Consider the following 23,541-nt stretch of genomic DNA (forward strand, 5'->3'; position numbering starts at 1 on the left):
GGATGGAAACGGCATGGCAGACGCTTGCGATCCTGGAGGATCACACTGGCCTTGCCGGTCCGGATCGACATCTTCTTTTCCATGCGTTCGCAATAGCACTTCCCGAAGCGCCAACCAATCCTATTTCCTCGATAGCCGTTCAAGCCACGCCGTCATGGCGCCCCGTTGCATCCTCTGAGGCTTCTGCCATAAGGACCCGATGACCAAACCTGCCAAGCTCCCCTCGCCCGATGATTTTGCCCATGTGCGTGACTGGGTCTTCGACCTCGACAACACGCTCTATCCGCATCACATCAACCTTTTCGCGCAGATTGACACGAACATGACCGCCTTCGTGGCGGAGCTGCTGCAGGTCGACCCGGTCGAGGCCAAGGTGCTGCAGAAGCGTTATTACCACGAGCATGGAACGACGCTCGCCGGCCTGATGCTGCATCACAAGGTCGATCCCAATGCCTTTCTCGAAAAGGCGCATGCGATCGACTATTCGATGCTCCTGCCCGACGAGGCGCTGGGCAATGCCATCAAGCGGCTGCCGGGGCGGAAATTCATTTTCACCAATGGCACGGTGGCGCATGCGCAGGATGCGGCGCGCGCACTCGGCATCCTTGACCATTTCGACGACATCTTCGACATCGTGGCGGCCGACTACGTGCCGAAGCCGGCAGGCGCCACCTATGACAAGTTCGCCAGCCTCAACCGCATCGACACGAAACATGCCGCGATGTTCGAGGATCTGCCGCGCAATCTCGAAGTGCCGAAGGCGCTCGGCATGAAGACGGTGCTTTTGGTCCCGCGCAATCTGGAAACGGCGCTGCTCGAAACCTGGGAGCGGGTCGAGCATCTCGACGGTGACAATGTCGACTACATGACCGACGATCTCGCCGGCTTTCTCGGCCAGGTGCTGGGAGATGCCGCCTGAATTTAGCGGAAGCTTACGAAAGTTTCATGCGCCTTACGGATCGTTAAGTAGGCCAGCGGGGCGGCAGGCCGTAGAGTTCTTCCATAGACCCAGTCTTTGAAAGGACCACAGATGAACGGCAGAACCATCACCTTGGCCACCCTTGCGGCGTCTCTCCTGGTCGGCACTGCGGCCGGCAGCGCCTTTGCCCAGGATCGCGGCGAGCGGCGCGGTCCGCCGCGCGGCGGCCCCGAAGTCATGTTCGTCCGCATGCTGCAGCAGTTCGACACGAACAAGGACGGCAAGATCGAGAAGGCCGAAGCAACGGCCGGCAGCGAGGCGCTGTTCACGCAGATCGATGCGGACAATGACGGCTCGATCACGCCGGGCGAAATGCGCCAGCATCGCCAGGCCATGCGGGCGGAAATTCTGAAGGCCCGCGCCGAAATGAAGGCCGGCACGGCTGCAAAGCCGGGTGACGCAGCCGCCGTTCCCCCTGCCCCGCCGGCGCCGGGCGAAGTGCCCAAGGACATGGCCGATGCCGGTCCCGATGCGATGGCTCCCGACAATATGGCCGGTGGCCCGCGCCATGAGGGCAAACACCATGACGGCAAGCGCCATGGCTGGCACAATGAGCGGGCCGAGCGCGGCGAAGGTCGCCGCGAACACGGCATGGGCGGCCCTGCCCGCATGATGCGGGTGGCCGACAAGGACGAAAACGGCCAGATCAGCAAGGCCGAGGCCATCGCCTTGGGCGACCGGATGTTCGAGCGCATGGACCGCAACAAGGACGGCGTGATCAGCGTCGACGACATGCCAAAGCGGCCGGTGATGTTCCGCTAAGCCGGAGCCGACTGCCGAACGACCAGACCGAACACGCGATGGAGCGGCCCTTTACGGGGCCGCTTCTGCGTTGAGGTCGTAGAAGTCGGCGATGATCTGCCAGGCTTCCTCCGCCGTTTCGGCGAAGTGCAGCAATTGCAGATCTTCCGGTGCGATGGTGCCGAAATTGGCGAGCGCTTCGAAGTTGATAATGTCGTGCCAGAAGGCCTTGGAAAAGAGGATGAGCGGGATCGGCGCCATGCGCTTGGTCTGGATCAGCGTCACGGCTTCAAAAAACTCGTCCAGCGTGCCGAAACCGCCGGGGAAGATGGTGATCGCCTTGGCGCGCATCAAAAAATGCATCTTGCGGATGGCGAAATAGTGGAAGTTGAAGCTGAGCTCGGGCGTGACGTAAGGGTTCGGCGCCTGCTCATGCGGGAGCACGATGTTGAGGCCAATCGAGGGCGCGCCGACATCGGCGGCACCGCGATTGCCCGCTTCCATGACACCCGGGCCACCGCCGGTTACGACGACATATTCGTGATAGTCGCTGCTCTTCGACTGGTTGGAACACAGCTGGGCAAAGCGGCGGGCCTGATCGTAATAGATCGAGGCATTCTCCAGGTTCTTCTTCTGGATATCGTTTTTCGCCGCCCAGGCCTCTTGGCCGGGCGCCGGGATGCGCGCGCCGCCAAACATGACGACCGTCGACTTGATGTTGCGCTCGGTGAGAATCATCTCGGTTTTCAGCAATTCCAGCTGCAGGCGCACCGGGCGCAACTCCTCGCGGCAGAGGAATTCATCGTCGACATAGGCGAGCGTGTAGGACGAAGACGCGGATTGCGGCGTGCGCGGGATGACCTGCGCGGTCTGGCGATCGGTGGATGAATCCTTCAACGGATCCCAGGAGCCGTCCTTGCGCCGATGTTTGCCGTTTTTCAGTCTCGCCATGCTTGTTCCTTTCCGACGCGCAAGGCCGCCAGACGCTGTTTTCATGCAGCGACTTATGCGCTAGAGCTTTGCGCGAATTTTCGATCAGATCCTGATCGCTTCCATCCCCAAGGTTAGACAACGAAGTTTAAGGAATTCAGATGAGCGCCTCCGATCTCACCCAGCTCGAACACGTCATCGAAGCGGCCTTCGAAAACCGCGACACGGTCTCGACCGCCACCAAGGGCGAGATCCGCGATGCCGTGGAAACAGCGCTCGACCTGCTCGACAGCGGCAAGGCGCGTGTTGCGACCCGTGGCGAAGATGGTGCCTGGACCGTGCATCAGTGGCTGAAAAAGGCCGTGCTTCTCTCCTTCCGCCTGAACGACATGGAAGTCGTCAAGGGCGGCCCCGGCGCCTCCACCTGGTGGGACAAGGTGCCGTCGAAGTTCGAGGGCTGGGGTGAAAACCAGTTCCGCGCGGCCGGCTTCCGCGCGGTTCCCAATGCTGTCGTGCGCCGCTCGGCCTATATCGCGCCGAATGCCATCCTGATGCCCTCCTTCGTCAACCTCGGCGCCTATGTCGGCGAAGGTACCATGGTCGATACCTGGGCGACTGTCGGCTCCTGTGCGCAGATCGGCAAACATGTGCATCTCTCGGGCGGCGTCGGCATCGGCGGCGTGCTGGAGCCGATGCAGGCGGGCCCGACGATCATCGAGGACAACTGCTTCATCGGCGCCCGTTCGGAAGTCGTCGAAGGCTGCATCATCCGTGAGGGCTCGGTGCTCGGCATGGGCGTGTTCATCGGCAAGTCGACCAAGATCGTCGACCGCGCAACCGGCGAAGTGACCTATGGCGAAGTGCCGCCCTATTCCGTCGTCGTCGCCGGCTCGATGGGAAGCGACAAGGTGATGCCGAACGGCGTTGCGGCGCCGCACCTCTACTGCGCCGTCATCGTCAAGCGCGTCGACGCACAGACCCGCTCGAAGACCGGCATCAACGAGCTGCTGCGCGACTGATTGCATGCGAGGGCGCCGGTTCCGGCCGGCGCCCTTCTCCACCGGTCCGGCTGTGCGACACTTCTGTCGCTGCACACGAGATGACACCGCCGTAGCCTTCGGCTAAGTCTCGGCAAGGACCCGTTTTCTCACCGACGCACAGCCCAGATAGACCGCCATGAACGCCACCAGCCCCGTCGATGTTCTCCAAGCCCTGATCCGCTGCCCGTCGGTCACGCCGGCCGAAGGCGGTGCGCTTTCGGTGCTGGAGGACCTGTTGAAGCCGCTCGGCTTTGCCGTCGACCGGATGGTCGAGCGCGATGTGGATACGCCCGACATCGAGAACCTTTATGCCCGCGCCGGCACCGATGGTCCGCATCTGATGTTTGCCGGCCACAGCGACGTGGTGCCCGTCGGCGACGAGGCCGACTGGTCGGCCGGGCCGTTCTCCGGCGAGGTGCGCGACGGCATGCTCTTCGGCCGGGGCGCCGTCGACATGAAGGGCGGGATTGCCTGCTTCATCTCGGCTTATGCGCGGCTGGTGGACGCCGGCAAGGTGCCGCAGGGTTCCGTTTCGCTGCTGATCACCGGCGACGAAGAGGGACCGGCCGTCAATGGCACGGTGAAGCTTCTGCAATGGGCGGCCGCACGCGGCGAGCGCTGGGATGCCTGCCTGGTGGGCGAGCCGACCAATCCCGACACGCTGGGCGACATGATCAAGATCGGCCGGCGCGGATCGGTTTCCGGCACGGTGACCGTGCGCGGCGTGCAGGGCCATGCCGCCTATCCGCATCTTGCCGACAGCCCCGTGCGCGGCGCGCTGTCGCTGGCGAAAAGCCTGATGTTCCCGGCCTTCGACGCAGGCACGGAGAACTTCCAGCCGTCGAACCTCGAGGTGACCTCGATCGATGTCGGCAATGCCGCAACCAATGTCATTCCGGCGACCGCCCGCTTCAAGTTCAACATCCGCTTCAACGACCATTGGGATGCCGAGAGCGTGCAGGCCGAGATCCTGCGCCGGCTCGATGCGGCAGCGGTCGATCCAGAGCTTCGGCCGGGTCGCGCGGCGATGGCCTATGAAATCGTGTGGTCGGAACGGCCGAGCCATGTGTTCCTGACGCGCAGCAACAGCCTGATTTCATCGCTATCGGGGGCTATCGAGACGGTCACAGGTCGGACGCCGAAGCTTTCGACCACTGGCGGCACATCGGATGCGCGTTTCATCAAGGATTATTGCCCTGTCGTGGAGTTCGGCCTGGTGGGGCAGACCATGCATATGGTCGACGAGCGGGTTTCGGTTGCCGACCTGGAAACGCTGACGGTGATCTACCAGACCTTCATCGAGCAGTGGTTCGCCCATGCCCACGCTTAAGGAAATCGAGATCTACCTGAAGGGCCTGTGGCTGCTGGTGAAGCAGGACCCGGCGGGGTTTGCCCATCTCGATTTCAGCGACCGGGGAGCCGCGCGCTCCTTCTGGTCGATCGCCTGGGCGTTGCCGGCAATCCTTCTCTCGTTCGCCTGGTGGCGTGTGCTGTTTCTCGAGGGCCAGCCGACAGGCACGGCAACCGGGCTCTTGTTCTTCTTTCGGCTGACCCTGGTGGAAGCGGCGAACTGGCTGGTGCCGGTCATTCTGCTGGGCGTGTTGTGCTGGATGGTCGGGCTCGGCGAAAAATTCGCCGCGCTTGTGGTGGTGACGAACTGGCTGGCTTTGCCGGCCTCTTACGCCTATGGCCTGCTGGTGCTGATCATGATGCTGCTGCCCAGCCTCAGCGGACTGGTGGCGCTTCTCTGGTTCCTGCTGATGGTGACGCTGATTGCCATCCTGTTCCGGATCGTCCGGATGATCATCGGCGATCACCTGCTGACGGTGTCGACGATCATCATGGTGGTGCTGGTGCCCTCAATGATCCTGGCGGAAGTGCTGGAACGTTATCTCGGCGTTTATCCGGGCTGAGGCCCTTCTTCACAGAAGTCCGGACGCAACATCGCTTCACACTTTTGACGGCCTATCCCTTTAGCGTCGGCTCTACCGAATATTGATGACCAATGAAAATCTCTAAGCTACTGATTTAAATAGGCTTATTCGATTTTGTTGGGGCCGGTATGGGCGATAGAAATTGACTTTCTTCCTGATTGGGTTACGTTGTATTTCACTGAAATACGGAGCTCCTGGCCATGTTGAACAACGAAAAAACCCAGGTTTCCTTGCGCCTGCCATCGAACCTGGTTGCCAAATTCGATGAAATCGCGAGGCTCCTTGATCGGGATCGGACTTGGGTGATGCAGAAAGCCCTCGGCCAATATCTGGCAGGTGAAGGTGCTGAAGTTCTCAGGGATGCCCAAGGCATCGCTGAACTGGATAGCGGCGAAAGTGTCGATCTTGAAGACGTGCTTGATAAGGCTCGAACTATCGTTGATGCAGCCGAATACCGACGCAGCCAGCGGGCTGGTTGATGCCTCCTGTCCGTTTATCCAAGAGTGCAGAACGCTGGTTCCTCAACAAGGTTATCGAACTTGCTGAGGTGAACCCCGCTGCGGCCAGAAAGCTCATCGAGCGTCTGGAGAGGCAGAAGGACCTTCTTTCGTCATTCCCGCAAATGACCGAGAAAGGTGTTCTGGAAGGTACACGCAAAGTGAGTATGCCGCCTCTGGTGCTCACGATCCGCGCACGCGAGGGCATGGTTGAGATTGCGGCAATGAGAGACGCACGGCAGAAGGACGCATATACGCCTGACGAACTTGCTGCCGACTATGACAATAGTGATGACGAAGACAACGAGGATACACATAGCGGCGTCGCGAAGCCAGGGCCTCGGTCTTGAATGGGTTGTCAGTGAGTAGCGAATACGAAAGCCGACCGTGATTTGGCCAGGACAGGGCGTGGCGGTACGCTTCATCGATAGACGCGTCGTTCTGGCGCAACGTATTCGGGGTCGAGCAGTTTCTGCGCAAAGACATTGGGAACGCCCTTAGCCGGAATTGCTCAGATGTCCGGCTGCGGCTCGTCGCCGGGATAATCCACCCGCATGAAATAGAGCCCTTCCGGGGGCGCCACCGGGCCACAGGCGGCACGGTCGCGGGCGTCGAGCGCGGCGCGCACATCCGAAGGCGTCATCTTGCCCTCGCCGGCCAGTTTCAGCGTTCCGGCAAAGGAGCGGATCTGGTTGTGCAGAAAACTCTGGGCGCTGGCGCGGATCTCGATCAGATCACCATGCCTGGAGACATCGAGCCGGTCGAGCGTGCGCACCGGGCTTGCCGCCTGGCAATGGGCCGAGCGGAAGGTGGTGAAATCGTGGTGGCCGACGAGCTGCTGGGCGGCCTCATGCATGGCCTCGTGGTCGAGCGGCTTCGGCACCCACCAGGCGCGGTTCGCCTCCAGCGCAAGACGCGCGGGGCGGGTGATGATGCGGTAGAGGTAATGGCGGCGAAGGGCTGAGAAGCGCGCGTCGAAATCATCCGGGGCGGCGGCGACATCGACGATCGAGACCTGTTCGCCGGCCTGGGCCAAATGGGCGTTCAGGGCATTGCGCAGCTTGTAGGGCACCCAGGCGCGGGAGAGATCGGCATGGATGACCTGGCCCTTGGCATGTACGCCGGAATCGGTGCGGCCGGCGCCTCTGATGACGACGGTTTCGCCCGACAGCGCCAGAATGGCATTCTCGATGGCCGACTGCACGGCATGGCCATTGTCCTGGCGCTGCCAGCCGACATAGGCCGTGCCGTCATATTCGACGATCATGCGAAAGCGGGGCATCAGGCGATCACCGTGCCCTTGGCAAGCGGCGTGCCGCGCAGGAAATCCTGCGCATCGAGCGGCTTGCCGCCGGCCTTTTGCAGGCGCACGAGGCTGACGGCGCCGGTGCCGCAGGCAACGGTCAGGTGATCGTCAAGTAGTGTGCCCGGAGCGCCGCGTTGGCCGTCTGCTTCGGCCAGATGGGATGCGAGCAGCTTGACGCGCTCGGGCTTGCCGCCGACCTCGATTTCGGTCCAGGCGCCGGGAAAGGGGGCGAGACCCCGGATATGGTCGTGAACCTCGCGGGCGGGACGGGCAAAGTCAACGCGGGTTTCGGCCTTGTCGATCTTGGCGGCGTAGAGCACGCCCTCTTCCGGCTGCGCGACGGTTTCGAGCGCTCCTTTTTCCAGGAGCGCCATGGCCTCGACCATGGCCTCGGCCCCCACGAGGCTCAGAGCATCATGCAGTTCGCCGGCGGTCATATCGGGGGCAATCGCGATCTTGCGGGTGAGTGCCACGGGGCCGGTGTCGAGGCCCTTGTCCATTTTCATCACCATCATGCCGGTCTCGGCATCGCCGGCCATGATCGCCCGCTGGATGGGGGCGGCACCGCGCCAGCGCGGCAGGAGCGAGGCGTGGCCGTTGTAGCAGCCGAGGCGCGTGCCATCGAGGATGGCCTGGGGCAAGAGCAGGCCATAGGCGACGACCACGGCGACATCGGCTTGCAGGGCGGCGAAGGCTTCGCGGTCGGCGGGGTCGCGGAAATTGAGCGGGTGGCGGACCTCGATTCCGAGCTCTTCGGCGGCCTGATGGACCGGGGATTTCTGCAAGTCCAGGCCACGGCGGCCGCCCGGGCGGGGCGGCTGGGAATAGGCGGCGACGATGTGGTGGCCGGCGGCGTGAAGCGCCTTGAGGGTGGCGACGGAGAAGGCCGGCGTCCCCATGAAAATGATGCGCAGTGCCATGTCGGGTCTCGCCTTCAAGAGCGGAGGGTCGCGCAAAGCTGCGCGGCCTCGATCAAATCTTCTGACGGGCAGCCTTGGTGAAGCGCTTGATGACCATCTCGCGCTTCAGGCGGGAGATATGGTCGATGAACAGCACGCCGTCGAGATGGTCGATCTCGTGCTGCAGGCAGGTGGCGAGCAGGCCGTCGGCTTCGGTCGTGACTTCCTTGCCGATGCGATCGAGCGAGGTGACGGTGATCGTCGCCGGGCGTTCGACTTCTGCGTAATAATCCGGGATCGACAGGCAGCCTTCCTCATAGACCGAGCGCTCATCGGAGGAGCGGATGATCTTGGGATTGATGAAGACGAGGGGTTTGGGATCTTCGCCTTCCTTGGCGAGATCGATCACGAGCAGTCGGCGCGGCACGCCGACCTGGATCGCGGCGAGTCCGATGCCGGGGGCCTCGTACATGGTCTCGAGCATGTCATCGACAAGCTGGTTCAGCTCGGAATCCACGCGCTCCACAGGTTCGGAGACCTGGCGCAGCAGCGGATCGGGCAGGATTATGAGTGGCTTGATGGTCATGAGCCTCCCTTAGCGCAAGTTCGAAAGGGAGGAAATCGAAAAAAGCATCGAATTCCTCCCGTATCCGATGTTGCGATCAGGCGGCGGTGCGGCGCTGGCCGTGGCCGGTGTTCTCGGTGCGGGTGCGGATATGGCTCATCAGTTCGACGAGGCCGGCGACTTCGGCGCGCAGGCGGCGGGTTTCTTCCGAGGTCTGCTCGACCATGCCGCTGTTTTCATGGGTCAGGAGATCCATGTTGCGGGTCGCCTGGTTGACTTCGTTGAGGCCGGTCGCCTGGTCCTTGGCGGCGGTCGCGATATCCGAAACGAAGCTGTCGATGGCATCGATGCGAGCGATTATGTCGCCCAGGACCTCACCGGTGCCGGTGACGAGTTCGACGCCCTGCTTGACCTGGCCTGAGCTCTGGGAAATCAGCTGCTTGATTTCCTTGGCGGCATCGGCCGAGCGCTGGGCGAGCTGGCGGACCTCTTGCGCCACAACCGCAAAACCCTTGCCGGCATCGCCAGCACGGGCCGCTTCGACGCCGGCGTTCAGGGCGAGAAGGTTCGTCTGGAAGGCAATTTCGTCGATGACGCCGATGATCTTGGAGATCTCGGTGGACGATTTCTCGATCGCATCCATGGCGTTGACGGCACGCGACACGACCGTGCCGGAGGTCTGCGCCTGTTGCTGCGTCTCGCGCACGGCCGCCGAGGCGCGTTCGGCATTGGCCGCGGTCTGGCTGACGCTGACGGAGAGCTGCTGGAGCGCGGTCGAGCTCTGCTGGACACCGGCGGCCTGGCGGGTGGTGCGGCTCGCAAGTTCGCTCGACGCATGGGCAATGGCATCGGTGCCGCCGAGGATTTCTTCCGATGCGCGGCGGATGGCGGCGAAGGAGACGTTCAGCTTGTCGACCGTGTCGTTGTAATAGCCGGCCATTTCCTTGAAGTTTTGCGGCAGGTCGGTGGTCATGTGGCTTTCGAAATCGCTGCGGGCGAGCGATTCCAGACCACGGCGCAGGTGCTCCATGGCAATCGCCTGGTCGGCCTCGAAGCGGGCCCGTTCTTCTTCGAGCGCCTTGCGCTTGGTTTCCAGCTCGTCGAGATAGACCGAGATGGCATAATCCATGTCGAGCATGGCGGCCTTGACCACGGCCCTCATCTTATTCGCCAGGGTTTCGGCATGGCGTTTGCCGAAGGGGAAGGGCCAATGCTTGACCAGAATGCCGGAGAGCAGTTCACCGACCAGCATGGAATAGCCGCCGATATACCAGCGCGGCTCAAGCCCGATGCGGGCATGGGCCTTGCCGACGGCGGTGACGCCGCGCACGTAATCCTCGTCGAAGCTGCCCTTGGCGACCTTGTCCCAATGGCCGATCTGCGCGTTCTTGGCACCGCTCATATGGGCGCCGTCGCGGAAGAAACCTGCCGTCTTGGCGGTCTTGGCGACCTTGGCGTAGAACTTGTCCAGCGCCGGTCCCATGACATCACCGATCGTCGGACGGAGCTCTCCCAGGGTGTCGCGCGTCTTCTGGTCGATTTCCAGGAAGTCGAGGCGTTCGGACAGATCGGTGTTCGATTTCTGATGCATGGTTCCAACGCGAGGTTATGTGATTGACAGTCGTCAAGCAGACCTGTCACGGTTTTCTAAACAGAAGCTAAACACCACCGAACCTTAACCCTTCATTTCAAGCCGGGGGCCATTTCTATCCCGCCATGCGCCGGACGGGTGTCGAGCGCTGCCGGGGCTGGGCGTGACCATCATGGATGCGGAAACCCTGAAGGGCTGCCAGCAGACGTTCGGCCTCTTCGCCGAGCGTTGCGGTCTGGGCGGAGGTTTCCTCGACCATGGCGGCGTTGCGCTGGGTGATCTGGTCCATGGAGGCGATCGAGGTGTTGACCTCGCGCAGGCCGCCGGACTGGTCGGCGGCGGCGGCCGCGATGGTGCCGACGATCTCGTTGATTTCGCCGATGCGGACGATGATCTGTTTCAGGGCGTCGCCGGCATTGTTGACGAGGCCGACGCCGGAATTGACCTGGGTGGAGCTTTGGGAGATCAGGCTCTTGATCTCGCGCGCCGCATTGGCGCAGCGCTGGGCAAGTTCTCGGACTTCCTGCGCGACGACCGCGAAACCACGTCCGGCCTCGCCGGCACGCGCGGCCTCGACGCCGGCATTGAGCGCGAGCAGGTTGGTCTGGAAGGCAATTTCATCGATGACGCCGATGATCTTGGAGATGGCATCGGAGGATTTCTCGATGGCGCCCATGGCATCGACAGCGCGGGAGACGACCGCTTCGGACACACGCGCCTCGTCGAGCGCCACGCCGACGACCTGGGCGGCTTTCTGGGCGCCATCAGCGGTGAGGGTAACGTTCTGGGTGAGTTCATGCAGGGCGGCCGTGCTTTCCTCGAGGCCGGCTGCCTGCTGTTCGGTGCGCTGGGCGAGATCGTCAGTCGCCTCCGCGATGGCCGACGTCGACTTGAAGATCTCGTCGGCGGAGCTGCGGACCGTGCCGATGGTGGAGCGGAGGGCATCCACCGAGGCGTTGTAGTCCCGTGCCATTTCGACGAAATTGGCCGGCAGATCATCCGGCAGACGCGCTTCGAGATCGCCGGCGGCGAGTTTTGTCAGGACCGTGCGCAATGCGGCCAGCGCAGTCGCCTGTTCTGCCTCGGCGCGCAGGCGGGTGTCCTCGGCCTTCTGGCGCTCGGCGGCGAGGATGTCGAGATAGACGGTGATGGAATAATCCATGTCGAGCATGGCCGCTTTCATCACCACCGAAATCTCGTCGGCCAGTTGCGGCGCCTTCTGGCGGCCAAAGCGGCTTGGCCAGCGATCGCGGGCCACGGCATGGATCAACTGTTCGAGGACCAGCGCGTAGCCCCCGATATACCAGCGAGGCTCGAGGCCGATGCGGGCATGGGCCTTGCCGACCTTGGTGACGCCATCGACATAGCTTTCGGTGTAGTCGCCCGTGCCGACGATGCCCCAATGTTCTTCCTGACGGCCCTTGGCACCGCGAATATGATCCTCGCCACGGAAGAACGCCGCAGTTTCCGGGACCTTGCGGATCTTGTCGTAGAAGATGTCGAGCGCAGCGCCGATATTGGCCCGGATCAGGGGACCCATGCGCCGAAGGGTCTCTCGCCCCTTGTCGTCCAACCCGAGAAAGCGAAGGCGGTTTTTCAGATCGGCATTGTCACTCTGCGACACCATCGTAATTCTACTATCCATTGCAAGACTGCGGCAAAATCGCCGAACCGTTTCATAAGCAGACCCTGAAATGGTAAATCTATGGTTTCTAAAATGCGAAGCTTTCCCCCTATTTATGAAGGGTATAGCGTTGGTGACCACTTATCGGCCCTGCCCTTGTCTTTTATCAGTTATGCCCGCACAAAAAGTCTCATGTCCACCAGGCCAAAACAGCAGGGCCTGGAAACGTTCACTCTTTGATCTGTTTCGGCGGGGCGAATCGCGTATAGTCTTGTGATGAACATCCAAGACATTCCCGCCATCACCATCGGCTCCGTCACGCTCGGCCCCGGCATTCTGCTGGCGCTCGCCGCAGGACTGGTTCTCCTCCCCATTCTTGCCCTGTTCCTGGGCTCGATGCGCGCCGCGCGCATCCGGGCTCAGATGATGGAGGATACGCTGCGGCGCGACGAGGCGGCCGAGGCAAGGCTCGCCGAACTGCTGAAAGCGCAGGCCGAGATGCAGGGGCGGCTCGCGACCATGGCCGAGGTCTTCGGCAGCCGGCAGGCGGAACTGAACCAGTCGATCAGCCAACGGCTTGATGGCATGACGCACCGGCTGGGAACGACGATCACCGAGCAGACGAAATCGACCCACGACAACCTGCGCACGCTGCAGGAGCGGCTGGCGGTGATCGATGCGGCGCAGAACAACATCCAGTCGCTGGCCAAGGATGTCGTCGGGTTGCAGGCGATCCTCTCCAACAAGCAGACGCGCGGGGCCTTTGGCCAGTCACGTATGGAGACGATCGTTGCCGACGGGCTGCCGATGGGTGCCTATGAATTCCAGACGACGCTGTCGAACGGATCGCGGCCCGACTGCACGATCCGGATGCCGAACAATTCCCCGCCGCTGGTGGTCGATGCGAAGTTTCCGCTGGAGGCGTGGAATGCGATCCGTGACGGGGAAACACCGGAGCACAAGAAGATCGCCAGCCAGCAGTTCCGCCGCGACATCGAGGTGCATATCAAGGATATCGCCGACAAATATCTTCTGCCGGGCGAGACGCAGGAAATGGCATTCCTGTTCGTGCCGTCGGAATCGATCTTTGCGGAGATCCACGAGAATTTCGAAGGCGTGGTGCAGAAGGCGCATCGCCAGCGGGTGGTCATCGTTTCGCCATCCCTGCTGATGCTCTCGATCCAGGTCATCCAGGCCGTACTGAAGGATCAGCGCATGCGCGAGCAGGCGCATCTGATCCAGGGCGAAGTGATCCGGCTGATGGAGGACCTCAGCCGCCTGGACGACCGGACACGCAAGTTGCAGAGCCATTTTCTGGCCGCGCAGAAGGATGTTGAACAGATCATCACCTCCTCGGACAAGCTGGCCAAGCGCGGCGCCAAGATCGAGGCGATGGAGTTCGAGGTGCCCGGCGGTGCCGCCGATGCCGGAGACGGCGCGTCCCGGGCCGTGGAAAGCCGCACGGGGCTGCTCAAGCTCAGGGTTGTTGACGAAGACTGACGGGCTGGTCCACAAGAGCGCAATACCCCCAGACCATGTCCGGCGACCTCCGTGGCGCCTTCCATGGTCTGATGTCTTGTTTTCTCGCAATTGCGGACGCAAAACCGGTTCCGACTTTTGCTGGGAATTGCTTCAGGGAGGCCCGCGCTCATGATCACCGTATTCGGCTCCATCAATATGGATCTCGTCGCCACCACGCCACGCCTGCCGGTTCCCGGCGAGACGGTGGCCGGCACGAGCTTTGCCACGGCGGCCGGCGGCAAGGGCGCCAATCAGGCACTGGCCGCACGGCGGGCGGGGGCCGACGTGCGGATGGTGAGCGCCGTGGGTCGCGACGAATTCGCGGCGCCTGCGGTCGCATTGCTGGACGCGGCGGGAACCGATCTCTCCGGCGTGAAGACGGTCGACGGGCCGACGGGTACGGCTCTCATCCTGGTCGGCGGCGACGGCGAGAACATGATTGCCGTGGTTGCCGGGGCAAACGGCACGGTCGACGCCGGGCAGGCGGAAGCGGCCGTTTCGGCACTGAAGGCCGGCGATACACTGATGCTGCAGCTGGAGGTGCCGGCCAAGGCCGTGGAAGCGGCGCTCAAGGCAGCCAAGGGCGCCGGCGTGCGGACGATCCTCAATCTGGCACCGCTGACGGCGGAAGCCGCGACCCTGGCAAAACTCGCGGATGTGGTGATTGCCAACGAAACCGAATTCGAGCTCCTCGCCGGACGCCAGGGATTGACGGCCGCCGAACGGGAAGAGACCGCCCTTTCCATGCATCGCGAGACGGGCCAGGTGCTGATCATCACGCTCGGCGCTGCCGGCGTGATCGCCGCCGAAGGCGGCGTGCTGCACAAGGCACAAGGGCTGAAGATCGAGCCGGTCGACACCGTCGGCGCCGGGGACACGTTCTGCGGCTATTTTGCCGCAAGCCTGGATGCGGGTCTCGGCTTCGACGCGGCGCTTCGACGCGCGGCAGTCGCGGGGTCTCTGGCCTGCCTCAAGGCTGGCGCGCAGCCCTCGATCCCCGTGGCGGGCGATGTCGCGGGCAGGCTATAAAACGTCTTCCTGATCAAACTCTTGATATATTAGCAAAAAATCAATCGCCTGAGGCGGTTTGAGGGCGTTTGCCTTCAAGCATTTTTTACGAATGAACCTTCATCTTCCGGTGCAAGGCCGCCCGACCTTTCCGGACGGCTCCCTGCCCCCGTGCTTCCATGATGGAGCATGTTCCAGCATTGCGAACGCATCACGTGTCTCCAATGTCATCGTTTTTCATGTGAGCATGAGGAAGCAATGTCCATTTTCAAGATGAAGTCATTGGCAGCGAAACTGATCGTCGTGACCGGCGCCGCCATTGCCGTCGTTCTATTCGTATCGAACCTCTTTCTTATCCTTCAGACACGCGAGCGGGTCCAGACCCTGACGATGGATCAGGCCAATGCCGAAGCGAAGGCCATTGCGACGGATGTCGCAGGCTCGGTCGGAGAATTGGCCGGTGCGGCCCGATCGATGGCCGGCGTCATCGGGCGCGCGCAGGAGGGTAAATACCTCGATCGCAAATCCGTCGTCGACGTGCTGAAAGCCAATCTCGAGCAGAACGCCTTTGCCTTTGGCAGCTGGTTTGGCGAGGAACCCAACGCCTTTGACGGCCAGTCCCCCAGCATGGCCGGGAAGACGGAGACGGGATCGGCCAAGGACGGCGCCTTCAACCCCTATTGGACGAAGAGCAAGGACGGAGGCTTCACCTTCTCGACCTTCAATTCCAATTTCGAGGCCGAGTGGTATGGACTTGCCGCGAAGAGCCGGAAGGGCGCGATTACCCAGCCTTATGCCGAACAGACCACGGGCGAGCACACCGCAATGACGTCGATTGCCTATCCGGTGATTGCCGGCGGCAAGCTGATCGGCGTGAGCGGCGTCGACATTTCGCTGAAGGCGATGACCGACAAGCTGAACAAGCTGCATCCCTTCGAGACGGGCCGCGTGACCCTGCTTTCGCAAAGCGGAAAATGGATCGTGGGGCCGACACCGGACCTTCAGATGAAGCCCTATGAGGAAACCGGGGCGGATCTCATAAAATCTGCCCTGGCTTCGCTGAGCGGCGGCGTGATCAAGGATCTCGGCGAAGCAGACAAGCGGTTCGACCGGGTGGTCTATCCCTTCCAGCTGCCCGACGTGAATGCCAACTGGGTTATCCTAGTGGACGTTCCGCATGCGGCGATCAGCGCTCCGGTCGAAGCCCAGACCTATATGATGATCATCGGCGGCGTGATCGTGCTTGTCGCCGTGATGGCGGCTCTTTACCTGGCCGTCGGCAGCTTCGTGCGGAAGCCGCTTGCCGGGTTGGTCGGCAGTGTGACCGTGCTGAGCACCGGCAAATATGACGACACCGTGCCGAACCAGGATCGTGACGACGAAATCGGCATGGTCGCCAAGGCTCTGGACGGCTTCCGCCATCGCCTGGCCGAAAGCCGCGTTCTCGCCGCCGAAGCCGATGCACAGCGCCAGGAAGCCGAAGGCGAGCGGCGTCGCAATGAACAGGAGCGCAGCGCCTCCTCCGCGACACAGCAGCACGTGGTCGCAGCCCTCGGCAACGGATTGTCCGAACTTTCGCGCGGCAACCTCACCTTCCGGATCGCCGAGGATTTCCCTGGCGAATATGGCGCCCTGAAGCGGGACTTCAACGAAGCCCTGGCAACCCTCGAACAGGCAATTGCCTCGGTGAACACAGGCGTGGTCAATATCAGCGCCGGTACGGGTGAAATCTCGGAAAGTGCTGCAGACCTTGCCAAGCGCACCGAGCAGCAGGCTGCGAGCCTCGAAGAGACGGCGGCGGCGCTGAACGAGCTGACCGAACAGGTCAATTCGAGCGCCGACAATGCCGGGATCGCCGCCAATACCGTGAGCATCGCGGTGAAAGATGCGGAAAAATCGGGCGAGGTTGTGCAGAAAGCGGTTGCCTCGATGCAGGGCATCGAACAGTCCTCGCAGGAGATCTCGCGGATCATCGGCGTCATTGACGAGATCGCGTTCCAGACCAACCTGCTGGCACTCAACGCGGGTGTTGAAGCGGCTCGTGCGGGCGAAGCCGGCAAGGGCTTTGCCGTCGTTGCCCAGGAAGTGCGCGAACTGGCGCAGCGGTCTGCCAATGCGGCAAAGGAAATCAAATCGCTGATCAATGCATCGGGTGCGCAGGTGAAGGATGGCGTGCAGCTCGTCGGCCAGGCCGGCGAGACGCTGCACAAGATCTCCGAACAGGTTTTGCAGATCAACGGCCTCATCCGACAGATCTCGGCCTCGGCGAGCGAGCAGGCATCCGGACTGAAGGAAGTCAATTCCGCCATGCACCAGATGGACCAGGTGACGCAGCAGAATGCAGCGATGGTGGAGGAAACCACGGCCGCCAGCATGGCGCTGCGCAACGAGTCCGATACGCTGAAGAACCTCGTGGCGCGGTTTCAGGTAAGCGGCGGCGGACAGTCTACGGCAATGTTGCGGACGACCGCGCAGGCCATGCGCCAGCCCACAGGCGCGGCGCCAACCTCTTCTACGCCAAGGGCACCCGCTTACCATCCGGCACCCCGGAAGGTCGCCGCAGCCTCCGGACGGGCACCCGCAGCCGGCGGCGACAACTGGGAAGAGTTCTGAGCCGAACCGACGTTTCGGCTCTAACAAAGAAGGGCCGCCGGAAAACCGGCGGCCCTTCTTTCAGGTGGAGATCACGCTCAAAGTCCAGCCTGCGGTGTCAGAGGCGGGCGAAGCGCTCGATGAGCAGGTCGAAGAAGCCATCGGCATCGACGTTGCGCATGACCTGGACATTCGGCTTGCGGCCGGAGACACGCCACCAGTCGACGACGGTCATGCCGACCGTGAGTTCGGACTGCAGCTCGATCTCGACATTGCAGTGGCGGCCACCGAAGAGTTCGGGCTTCAGAAGGTAAGCGATGACAGTCGGATCATGCAGCGGGCCGCCGTCGGAGCCGTATTTTTCCTCGTCGAAGCGCTCGAAGAATTGCAGCCACTCGACCATGGTTGCGGCCGGCTTGGTGCCGATTTCGGCGATGCGGGCGACGCGGGCCTTGGTGGTCATCAGCTGATGGGTGACATCGAGCGGCATCATGGTGACCGGGATGCCGGAACCGACGACGGCGGCGGCCGCATGGGGATCGACGTAGATGTTGAATTCGGCTGCGGGCGTGATGTTGCCACCCTCGAAAAAGCCGCCGCCCATCATCACCAGTTCGCGGACGCGGGGTGCGATATCCGGCGCCTTCTGGAGGGCGAGGCCGATATTGGTGAGCGGGCCGAGCGTGCAGAGCGTGACTGTGCCTTCCGGCTCGCGGCGGATGGTGTCGATGATGAAATCGACGGCGTGCTGAGGCTGGACCTTCATGGTCGGCTCGGGAAGGACTGCGCCATCGAGGCCAGTCTTGCCATGCACATGCTCGGCGGTGACGAGATCGCGCACCATCGGGCGATCCGCGCCTTCATAGACCGCGCGGGCCTGCTGGCCGCAGAGTTCGCAGACGATGCGGGCGTTGCGGCTGGTATAGGAGAGCGGCACATTGCCGGCGACCGTGGTGATGCCGAGAAGGTTCAGTTCGTCCGGGCTTGCGAAGGCGAGCATGAGGGCCGCGGCATCGTCCTGGCCGGGATCCGTATCAATGATGATCTTGCGGGGGTCTGTCATGGGGCGTCCTGATATCGAAAGCGCGAGGCTTGGCGCTGCGGATGGCGTTTGTCAAGCAGTCGACCGCTTGTCGTGCCGCGCGTCAGTCCCCATATTTGGGTGGATACAGGACCGGCGTCGACTGGTGACGCAAACAGGGAATCGCATGAGCCGAAACCGCCTTCCCGCCGAGGGGTTGATCATCACGTTCAGTCTTGCCGAGGGCGTTCCGCTGCGGCGGCCGCGCGGAAGCGACGGCTATCCGCCCTATGACATCGAGCGACTGCCGGCTGACAAGGGGCAGGATCGGCTGCGAATCACCCTTGCGGTGGCAGGCTTCGCCGAAGAGGAACTGGATGTGACGATCGAGGGCGGGCAGCTTTCGATCACCGGCAGACAGGCCGAGCGGGAGGAGCAGGATTTCCTCTTCCGCGGCATCGCAGCCCGCCAATTCCAAAGGGTTTTCGCGCTGGAGGAGGGTATGGAAGTGACCGGGGCCAGCTTGCGCAACGGATTGCTTTCAATCGAAATCATCCGCATGGCACCGATGCATCTGGTAAGGAAAATTAACATCTCCGCCGCACAATGACGGTTGCGGCATGCTTTGCCGCCTCTCCCCCAATGTGGAGGCTCGGAATGTTACTAAAAGAAGCTTCGGCCCGCCTGACGCAATCCGAACTGGCTCATCTCGGAGCCGGCGAAGTGGGTTATATTCGCAAGATGAAGTCCGACGAAGTGTCGCGCTGTTTTCCGGAAGCGCCGGAAATCGATCCGACGCTGGATCTCTGGGCGCTGTTTGCCGCAGACGGCACGCCGATCCTTTTGACCGACAATCGCTCGAGCACCTTCTTCAAGGCAGCCGAAGACGATCTGAAGACCGTTTCTCTGCACTGAACGAGACAATGGAATGGAAGAGCGTCAGCGCGGGCTGACGCTTGCTCAGCGGCGGATGAAGGTGAGGTAGGCCGAGGATCGGCCTTCGCGGCGGGCCTTGGCCTCGTAGCGGGTGCCCGGCCAGCCGTCATACGGCGTGAGCCAGTCACTGGCATTGCGCGCCGTCCATTCGAAGCCGCCGTGAGCGCGGCAATGCTGCAGCGTCCAGTTGACATAGGTGTCGATGTCGGAGGCGAAGCAGAAGATGCCTTCAGGCTTCAAGACCTTGTGGAAACGCTCGAGATTGACCTGCGAGACAAAACGGCGCTTCCAGTGGCGCTTCTTCGGCCAGGGATCGGCGTAGAGAAGGTCGATCTGGTCGATCTGGCCTTCCGGCAGCCAATCCAGAAGCTGCACGGCATCATCGTCATAGACGCGAATGTTCTTCAAGCCCTCGGCCTCCACCACGGCCAGGAGCTTCGCCATGGAATTGACGAAGGGTTCGACGCCGATGAAGCCGGTCGAGGGATTGGTGCGGGCGCGGTGGACGAGATGTTCACCACCACCGAAGCCGATTTCGAGCCGGATCTTGTCGACGGGCACGGGGAACAGCGATTTCAGGTCTGCCGGGACGGGCGATGCGAGATCGACCTTGAGCTCGGGCAGGATGGTTTCCATGCGCCCGACCTGCTGCTCGCGCAACGGCTTGCCCTTGCGTCGACCGAAAAAGGCTTCGGTCGACCTCGTCTTACGTTCCGCGTCCGTCATTTCACCTTCAAGCCTTGAGAGCGTCCTTGAGCGGCTTGACCAGATCGAGCTTCTCCCAGGAGAAGGAACCGTCGCGGCCAGCCTTGCGGCCGAAATGGCCGTAGGCGGACGTCTTAGCATAGATCGGCTTGTTCAGGTCAAGATGGCGGCGGATGCCCGATGGGGACAAGTCCATGACCTTGCGGATCGCGGCCTCGACCTCGTCCTCGGTGACCTTGCCGGTGCCGTGCAGGTCGACATAGATCGACAGCGGCTGGGCAATGCCGATGGCATAGGAGATCTGAATGGTGCAGCGATCGGCGAGACCGGCGGCCACGACGTTCTTGGCGAGGTAACGGGCAGCGTAGGCGGCCGAACGGTCGACCTTGGTCGTGTCCTTGCCGGAGAAAGCGCCGCCACCGTGGGGGGCTGCACCGCCATAGGTGTCGACGATGATCTTGCGGCCGGTGAGACCTGCGTCACCATCCGGGCCGCCGATGACGAACTTGCCGGTCGGGTTGATGTACCAGGCGCAATCGGCGGCGATCTTCAACTCGCCAAGGGCTTCCTTGATGAAGGGCTCGACGACCTGGCGGACCTTCTTCGAATCCCAGTTCTCGTCGAGATGCTGGGTGGAGAGGACGATCGAGGCCACTTCGGCAGGCTTGCCGTCGACGTAGCGGACGGTGACCTGGCTCTTGGCATCGGGGCCGAGCTTGCCGACATCTCCCTCGCCCTTCTTGCGGGCGGCGGAGAGGAGCTGCAGGATCTTGTGGGAGTAGTAGATCGGGGCCGGCATCAGGTCCGGCGTTTCCTTGCAGGCGTAACCGAACATGATGCCCTGGTCGCCGGCGCCTTCGCTGTTGGACGAGTCGGCAGCCTTGTCGACGCCCTGGGCGATGTGGGCGGACTGGGAATGCAGGAGGACGTCGATCTTGGCGGTCTTCCAGTGGAAGCCGTCCTGCTCGTAGCCGATGTCGCGGATCGCCTTGCGGGCGGCGGACTTGAACTTGGCCGGGTTGATGACCTCGTTGCCGTTCTTGTCGGTCTTCATCAAGCTCGGCGGCAGGCGGACTTCACCGGCGATGACGACGCGGTTGGTGGTGGCAAGGGTCTCGCAGGCGATGCGCACGGTCCAGGGATCCACCCCGGTCTTGGCCGCTTCCCGGTATACGAGATCGACGATTTCGTCGGAGATGCGGTCACAGACCTTGTCCGGATGACCTTCAGATACGGATTCACTGGTGAAGAGATAGTTGGCGCGCATCGGGATTCCCCTCAAAGTATGGATGGCGGCATCGTTACCCAGTTCAAGTTTCAATGACAAGAACACAACCACATAAATATATCTTTATGTGAGTAAACTTTTTCCCTACAGGACAAAAAAAAGCGGCCCGGGGGGACCGCTTTTTTTTGTCAGACCAGGGTGCCGATCACTCGGCGTCCGCTTCCGCGCCCAGAGCCTTGACCAGATCGACGATCTTGCGGCGAACCTTCGGATCGGCAATTTTGACGAATGCACGATTGAGCTGCAGCCCCTCCGACGAGGACAGGAAGTCCACGACATAGTTGGAGCTGGACGCTTCGGCCATGCCCGCCGATCCCGACGACTGCTCGCCCGGCGCATCTTCGAAGAAGAAAGAAACGGGAACCGTCAGAATATTGGAGATATTCTGAAGCCGGCTTGCACCGACGCGGTTGGTGCCCTTTTCATACTTCTGAATTTGCTGAAATGTGATACCTAGGCTTTCACCAAGCTTCTCTTGGCTCATGCCAAGCATCGTTCGACGAAGGCGAATCCGACTACCGACATGGATGTCAATCGGGTTCGGCTTCTTCTTGTTCTCGATCATTAATGTCGTCCTGACAAATGTGTTGGCGTTTTGACCATAACCCCATGCCCGCCCAACCATTACGATACGTTGTACTCGTCGTCGATGATCTTTTAGCATACTTGCAGACTCACGGTCGGAGCCACTATGCAATTTTAGGGGTTTTTGGTCAATTCATCCGTCTAATAAAACCCAAACGAGAAATGCTTGCGACGAAACCAAGGACTCCCAGGACCAACCAAAAGTTTAGGTTGTGGTCGAAACTGTTTCGTTTCGGCACAGTTGGCATGCCTATGGTTGCATCGATAGCGCCCGATATGTTCAGTGCCAGACCATCAACGACCTGACCATAGCTATCCGTCACAGCAGATATACCATTGTTGGCGTCCCGAATGAGGGGAACGCCACGCTCCACTGCACGCAAACGGGACTGAAGGAAGTGCTGGTAGGGGCCGGGTGTTGCGCCGAACCAGGCGTCATTTGTGATATTAATGATTGCATTGGCGCCCGCCAGATCCGGCGCCAGTTCACCCGGAAAGATCGCCTCGTAGCAGATCAACGGATAGAAGGAGAGACCCGAGGGAAGCGTGAGAGGTGAGCGACTGGCGGCCGGAGAGAAGCCACCCGGCAGGCTGATCAGTTCCTCGATGCCGAAGCGGCGCAGGAGATCCTCGAACGGCAGATACTCGCCGAAAGGTGTCAGATGCACCTTGTCGCTGGCCGCCAGGATCTGCCCCTTGTCGTCGATCAGGTAGATCGAATTGTAGTAGCGCGGCGGCAGGCCCGCGCCGCGCTCCTCCGCCCTGACGGCACCGGTGATCAGCACCTGACCATCCTGCAGAACATCACCGATGCGAACCAGCGCGTCCGGATTTTCCGTCAGGATGAAGGGAACGGAGGTTTCCGGCCAGACGATGACGTCCGGCCTCTGGTGGCCGGCGGCGGGCGCGGCCGAAGTGAGGGCCAGGTGTTTTTCGAAAACACCGACGCGATCGGCGTTTTCCATCTTCTGGGCCTGGTCGATGTTCGGCTGGACGAGGCGGATGCTGACCTGCCGCTCCTCGCCGATCTCCGGCGGAGCGAGATGGAGGCGCCAGGCGCCATAGCCGAAATGCGCTGCGGACAAGAGCACCGCGAGCGTGAGCCCGGGCACGGCGCCCCGGCGGGTGCCGAGCAGGGCCGGAGCGGCAAAAACGAAGACGGACAGCGCGGTCACACCAAAAAGGCCGAGCACATAACTCGACTGCATCATCAGCGGCACGGGCATGGCGGCATACCCGATGGCATTCCAGGGAAAGCCGGTGGCGATCGTTGCGCGCAGCCACTCAGTGAGGCCGAAGCCGAGCGCGAGTGCTGCGATGCGGCCCATGCCATCGGACCAGACGAGGCGGGCAAGCATGGCGGCGACCCCATAGAAGATCGCCAAAAGGGCCGGCAGGCCGAGCACCGCAAGCGGGATCGCCCAGGCAAAGCCGCTGGCATCGACCAGCAGCGCATTGCCGAGCCACCAGAGGCCGGCGACGAAGTAACCGAGGCCGAAGAGCCAGCCGGTCAGGAAGGCGGCGCGCAGATTGAGCGTGCCCGAGCGCTCGGGATCGCCGGTAAGCCCGTCGAGGAGCCAGACCAGGAGGGTGAAGGAGACGAACATGGCGGCGAAGACGCCGAAAGGCGGCATGGCGAGCGCGCCGATGGCGCCCGCAAGGACTGCCAAGCCCGATCGACGCCATCCTCCGAGCAGCAAGATCCTGCCGGCCAGTCGTTCCATGCACACCCCTCCGCTACCGCGAATCAACCGCCCGGCAGTGTTTCAAACTTCCGGG

Annotated in this window: 23 protein-coding genes and 1 pseudogene; 12 read left to right on the forward strand and 12 right to left on the reverse strand. The window is 62.2% G+C overall.

Features of this window, described 5'->3' with window-relative positions; all coding sequences use genetic code 11:
• Positions 1-199: 199 nt before the first annotated feature.
• Positions 200-919, forward strand: a complete 720-nt coding sequence (locus DMY87_RS05130) for a pyrimidine 5'-nucleotidase (RefSeq protein ID WP_110790156.1) — start codon at positions 200-202, stop codon at positions 917-919.
• A 111-nt stretch (positions 920-1,030) separates the two neighbouring features.
• Positions 1,031-1,741, forward strand: a complete 711-nt coding sequence (locus DMY87_RS05135) for an EF-hand domain-containing protein (protein ID WP_110790157.1) — start codon at positions 1,031-1,033, stop codon at positions 1,739-1,741.
• A 51-nt stretch (positions 1,742-1,792) separates the two neighbouring features.
• Here the strand turns inward: DMY87_RS05135 and DMY87_RS05140 are convergent, their stop codons facing one another.
• Complete coding sequence (locus DMY87_RS05140; RefSeq protein ID WP_165826141.1) at positions 1,793-2,671, reverse strand: LOG family protein; 879 nt, start codon at positions 2,669-2,671, stop codon at positions 1,793-1,795.
• Between the two features lie 140 nt (positions 2,672-2,811).
• Between DMY87_RS05140 and dapD the strand changes: the two genes are divergently transcribed.
• From dapD to DMY87_RS05165, 5 genes are all read left to right on the forward strand, one after another.
• Positions 2,812-3,669 carry a 2,3,4,5-tetrahydropyridine-2,6-dicarboxylate N-succinyltransferase gene (dapD, locus tag DMY87_RS05145; protein WP_110790159.1) on the forward strand — a complete coding sequence of 286 codons (858 nt, stop codon included), beginning with the start codon at positions 2,812-2,814 and terminating at the stop codon, positions 3,667-3,669.
• 157 nt (positions 3,670-3,826) lie between these two features.
• Positions 3,827-5,020, forward strand: a complete 1,194-nt coding sequence (gene dapE / locus DMY87_RS05150; RefSeq protein WP_110790160.1) for a succinyl-diaminopimelate desuccinylase — start codon at positions 3,827-3,829, stop codon at positions 5,018-5,020.
• Entirely contained in the window at positions 5,007-5,603 is a 597-nt protein-coding gene (locus DMY87_RS05155; RefSeq protein WP_110790161.1) for a hypothetical protein, read from the forward strand. The genes dapE and DMY87_RS05155 overlap by 14 nt, the downstream gene beginning before the upstream one ends.
• 221 nt (positions 5,604-5,824) lie before the next feature.
• Complete coding sequence (locus DMY87_RS05160) at positions 5,825-6,103, forward strand: CopG family ribbon-helix-helix protein (RefSeq protein WP_110790162.1); 279 nt, start codon at positions 5,825-5,827, stop codon at positions 6,101-6,103.
• Positions 6,103-6,471, forward strand: coding sequence for a type II toxin-antitoxin system RelE/ParE family toxin (locus DMY87_RS05165; RefSeq protein WP_110790163.1), 369 nt, complete (start codon positions 6,103-6,105; stop codon positions 6,469-6,471). The genes DMY87_RS05160 and DMY87_RS05165 overlap by 1 nt, the downstream gene beginning before the upstream one ends.
• 8 nt (positions 6,472-6,479) lie before the next feature.
• Here DMY87_RS05165 and DMY87_RS05170 read toward each other — a convergent pair.
• The 6 genes and pseudogenes from DMY87_RS05170 to DMY87_RS05195 all read right to left on the reverse strand — a co-directional run.
• Positions 6,480-6,623, reverse strand: a pseudogene (locus tag DMY87_RS05170) (IS1595 family transposase); the annotation flags it as partial.
• A gap of 9 nt (positions 6,624-6,632) precedes the next feature.
• Complete coding sequence (gene truA, locus DMY87_RS05175) at positions 6,633-7,403, reverse strand: tRNA pseudouridine(38-40) synthase TruA (RefSeq protein ID WP_110790164.1); 771 nt, start codon at positions 7,401-7,403, stop codon at positions 6,633-6,635.
• A complete protein-coding gene (gene fmt, locus DMY87_RS05180) occupies positions 7,403-8,347 on the reverse strand; it encodes a methionyl-tRNA formyltransferase (RefSeq protein ID WP_110790165.1) in 945 nt (314 codons plus the stop codon). The genes truA and fmt overlap by 1 nt, the downstream gene beginning before the upstream one ends.
• Positions 8,348-8,399: 52 nt before the next feature.
• The gene (gene def / locus DMY87_RS05185; RefSeq protein ID WP_110790166.1) at positions 8,400-8,912 is read right to left on the reverse strand and encodes a peptide deformylase; all 513 of its coding nucleotides are present in this window, start codon (positions 8,910-8,912) and stop codon (positions 8,400-8,402) included.
• Between the two features lie 76 nt (positions 8,913-8,988).
• Positions 8,989-10,482 (reverse strand): globin-coupled sensor protein, encoded by a 1,494-nt coding sequence (locus DMY87_RS05190; RefSeq protein ID WP_110790167.1) that lies wholly within the window; start codon positions 10,480-10,482, stop codon positions 8,989-8,991.
• 115 nt (positions 10,483-10,597) lie between these two features.
• Positions 10,598-12,109: a globin-coupled sensor protein gene (locus DMY87_RS05195; protein WP_110790168.1), complete on the reverse strand. Its 1,512-nt coding sequence runs from the start codon at positions 12,107-12,109 to the stop codon at positions 10,598-10,600.
• Positions 12,110-12,382: 273 nt separating this feature from the next.
• Here DMY87_RS05195 and DMY87_RS05200 point away from each other — a divergent pair, with 273 nt between their 5' ends.
• From DMY87_RS05200 to DMY87_RS05210, 3 genes are all read left to right on the forward strand, one after another.
• A complete protein-coding gene (locus DMY87_RS05200; RefSeq protein WP_110790169.1) occupies positions 12,383-13,606 on the forward strand; it encodes a DNA recombination protein RmuC in 1,224 nt (407 codons plus the stop codon).
• A gap of 150 nt (positions 13,607-13,756) precedes the next feature.
• On the forward strand, positions 13,757-14,656 hold the full coding sequence (locus DMY87_RS05205) for a ribokinase (RefSeq protein ID WP_110790170.1): 900 nt from the start codon (positions 13,757-13,759) through the stop codon (positions 14,654-14,656).
• Positions 14,657-14,893: 237 nt separating this feature from the next.
• On the forward strand, positions 14,894-17,248 hold the full coding sequence (locus DMY87_RS05210) for a methyl-accepting chemotaxis protein (RefSeq protein ID WP_110790171.1): 2,355 nt from the start codon (positions 14,894-14,896) through the stop codon (positions 17,246-17,248).
• 97 nt (positions 17,249-17,345) lie between these two features.
• Here DMY87_RS05210 and DMY87_RS05215 read toward each other — a convergent pair whose 3' ends face one another.
• The gene (locus DMY87_RS05215; protein WP_110790172.1) at positions 17,346-18,290 is read right to left on the reverse strand and encodes a nucleoside hydrolase; all 945 of its coding nucleotides are present in this window, start codon (positions 18,288-18,290) and stop codon (positions 17,346-17,348) included.
• Positions 18,291-18,435: 145 nt separating this feature from the next.
• On the opposite strand from DMY87_RS05215, the gene DMY87_RS05220 reads away from it, so the two are divergent.
• Both DMY87_RS05220 and DMY87_RS05225 read left to right on the forward strand, forming a co-directional pair.
• The gene (locus DMY87_RS05220; protein WP_110790173.1) at positions 18,436-18,858 is read left to right on the forward strand and encodes an Hsp20 family protein; all 423 of its coding nucleotides are present in this window, start codon (positions 18,436-18,438) and stop codon (positions 18,856-18,858) included.
• Between the two features lie 47 nt (positions 18,859-18,905).
• Entirely contained in the window at positions 18,906-19,163 is a 258-nt protein-coding gene (locus DMY87_RS05225) for a BQ00720 family protein (RefSeq protein ID WP_110790174.1), read from the forward strand.
• A gap of 45 nt (positions 19,164-19,208) precedes the next feature.
• On the opposite strand, the gene trmB is transcribed toward DMY87_RS05225, so the two are convergent.
• The 4 genes from trmB to lnt all read right to left on the reverse strand — a co-directional run bounded on the left by trmB (position 19,209) and on the right by lnt (position 23,486).
• Positions 19,209-19,910 carry a tRNA (guanosine(46)-N7)-methyltransferase TrmB gene (trmB, locus tag DMY87_RS05230; protein WP_110790175.1) on the reverse strand — a complete coding sequence of 234 codons (702 nt, stop codon included), beginning with the start codon at positions 19,908-19,910 and terminating at the stop codon, positions 19,209-19,211.
• 7 nt (positions 19,911-19,917) lie between these two features.
• Positions 19,918-21,156, reverse strand: coding sequence for a methionine adenosyltransferase (gene metK, locus DMY87_RS05235; protein WP_110790176.1), 1,239 nt, complete (start codon positions 21,154-21,156; stop codon positions 19,918-19,920).
• Between the two features lie 166 nt (positions 21,157-21,322).
• The gene (locus DMY87_RS05240; protein ID WP_110790177.1) at positions 21,323-21,742 is read right to left on the reverse strand and encodes a helix-turn-helix domain-containing protein; all 420 of its coding nucleotides are present in this window, start codon (positions 21,740-21,742) and stop codon (positions 21,323-21,325) included.
• A 148-nt stretch (positions 21,743-21,890) separates the two neighbouring features.
• Positions 21,891-23,486 carry an apolipoprotein N-acyltransferase gene (gene lnt / locus DMY87_RS05245; protein ID WP_110790178.1) on the reverse strand — a complete coding sequence of 532 codons (1,596 nt, stop codon included), beginning with the start codon at positions 23,484-23,486 and terminating at the stop codon, positions 21,891-21,893.
• Positions 23,487-23,541 lie beyond the last annotated feature (55 nt).

It is taken from the genome of Peteryoungia wuzhouensis (assembly GCF_003205195.1).
GTDB classification, from domain to species: Bacteria; Pseudomonadota; Alphaproteobacteria; order Rhizobiales; family Rhizobiaceae; genus Allorhizobium; species Allorhizobium wuzhouense.

Coding starts and splice junctions, on each gene's coding strand:
- DMY87_RS05130 (WP_110790156.1), top strand. CDS start 200: ATGACCAAACCTGCCAAGCTCCCCTCGCCCGATGATTTTGCCCATGTG.
- DMY87_RS05135 (WP_110790157.1), top strand. CDS start 1,031: ATGAACGGCAGAACCATCACCTTGGCCACCCTTGCGGCGTCTCTCCTG.
- DMY87_RS05140 (WP_165826141.1), bottom strand. CDS start 2,671: ATGGCGAGACTGAAAAACGGCAAACATCGGCGCAAGGACGGCTCCTGG.
- dapD (WP_110790159.1), top strand. CDS start 2,812: ATGAGCGCCTCCGATCTCACCCAGCTCGAACACGTCATCGAAGCGGCC.
- dapE (WP_110790160.1), top strand. CDS start 3,827: ATGAACGCCACCAGCCCCGTCGATGTTCTCCAAGCCCTGATCCGCTGC.
- DMY87_RS05155 (WP_110790161.1), top strand. CDS start 5,007: ATGCCCACGCTTAAGGAAATCGAGATCTACCTGAAGGGCCTGTGGCTG.
- DMY87_RS05160 (WP_110790162.1), top strand. CDS start 5,825: ATGTTGAACAACGAAAAAACCCAGGTTTCCTTGCGCCTGCCATCGAAC.
- DMY87_RS05165 (WP_110790163.1), top strand. CDS start 6,103: ATGCCTCCTGTCCGTTTATCCAAGAGTGCAGAACGCTGGTTCCTCAAC.
- truA (WP_110790164.1), bottom strand. CDS start 7,403: ATGCCCCGCTTTCGCATGATCGTCGAATATGACGGCACGGCCTATGTC.
- fmt (WP_110790165.1), bottom strand. CDS start 8,347: ATGGCACTGCGCATCATTTTCATGGGGACGCCGGCCTTCTCCGTCGCC.
- def (WP_110790166.1), bottom strand. CDS start 8,912: ATGACCATCAAGCCACTCATAATCCTGCCCGATCCGCTGCTGCGCCAG.
- DMY87_RS05190 (WP_110790167.1), bottom strand. CDS start 10,482: ATGCATCAGAAATCGAACACCGATCTGTCCGAACGCCTCGACTTCCTG.
- DMY87_RS05195 (WP_110790168.1), bottom strand. CDS start 12,109: ATGGTGTCGCAGAGTGACAATGCCGATCTGAAAAACCGCCTTCGCTTT.
- DMY87_RS05200 (WP_110790169.1), top strand. CDS start 12,383: ATGAACATCCAAGACATTCCCGCCATCACCATCGGCTCCGTCACGCTC.
- DMY87_RS05205 (WP_110790170.1), top strand. CDS start 13,757: ATGATCACCGTATTCGGCTCCATCAATATGGATCTCGTCGCCACCACG.
- DMY87_RS05210 (WP_110790171.1), top strand. CDS start 14,894: ATGTCCATTTTCAAGATGAAGTCATTGGCAGCGAAACTGATCGTCGTG.
- DMY87_RS05215 (WP_110790172.1), bottom strand. CDS start 18,290: ATGACAGACCCCCGCAAGATCATCATTGATACGGATCCCGGCCAGGAC.
- DMY87_RS05220 (WP_110790173.1), top strand. CDS start 18,436: ATGAGCCGAAACCGCCTTCCCGCCGAGGGGTTGATCATCACGTTCAGT.
- DMY87_RS05225 (WP_110790174.1), top strand. CDS start 18,906: ATGTTACTAAAAGAAGCTTCGGCCCGCCTGACGCAATCCGAACTGGCT.
- trmB (WP_110790175.1), bottom strand. CDS start 19,910: ATGACGGACGCGGAACGTAAGACGAGGTCGACCGAAGCCTTTTTCGGT.
- metK (WP_110790176.1), bottom strand. CDS start 21,156: ATGCGCGCCAACTATCTCTTCACCAGTGAATCCGTATCTGAAGGTCAT.
- DMY87_RS05240 (WP_110790177.1), bottom strand. CDS start 21,742: ATGATCGAGAACAAGAAGAAGCCGAACCCGATTGACATCCATGTCGGT.
- lnt (WP_110790178.1), bottom strand. CDS start 23,486: ATGGAACGACTGGCCGGCAGGATCTTGCTGCTCGGAGGATGGCGTCGA.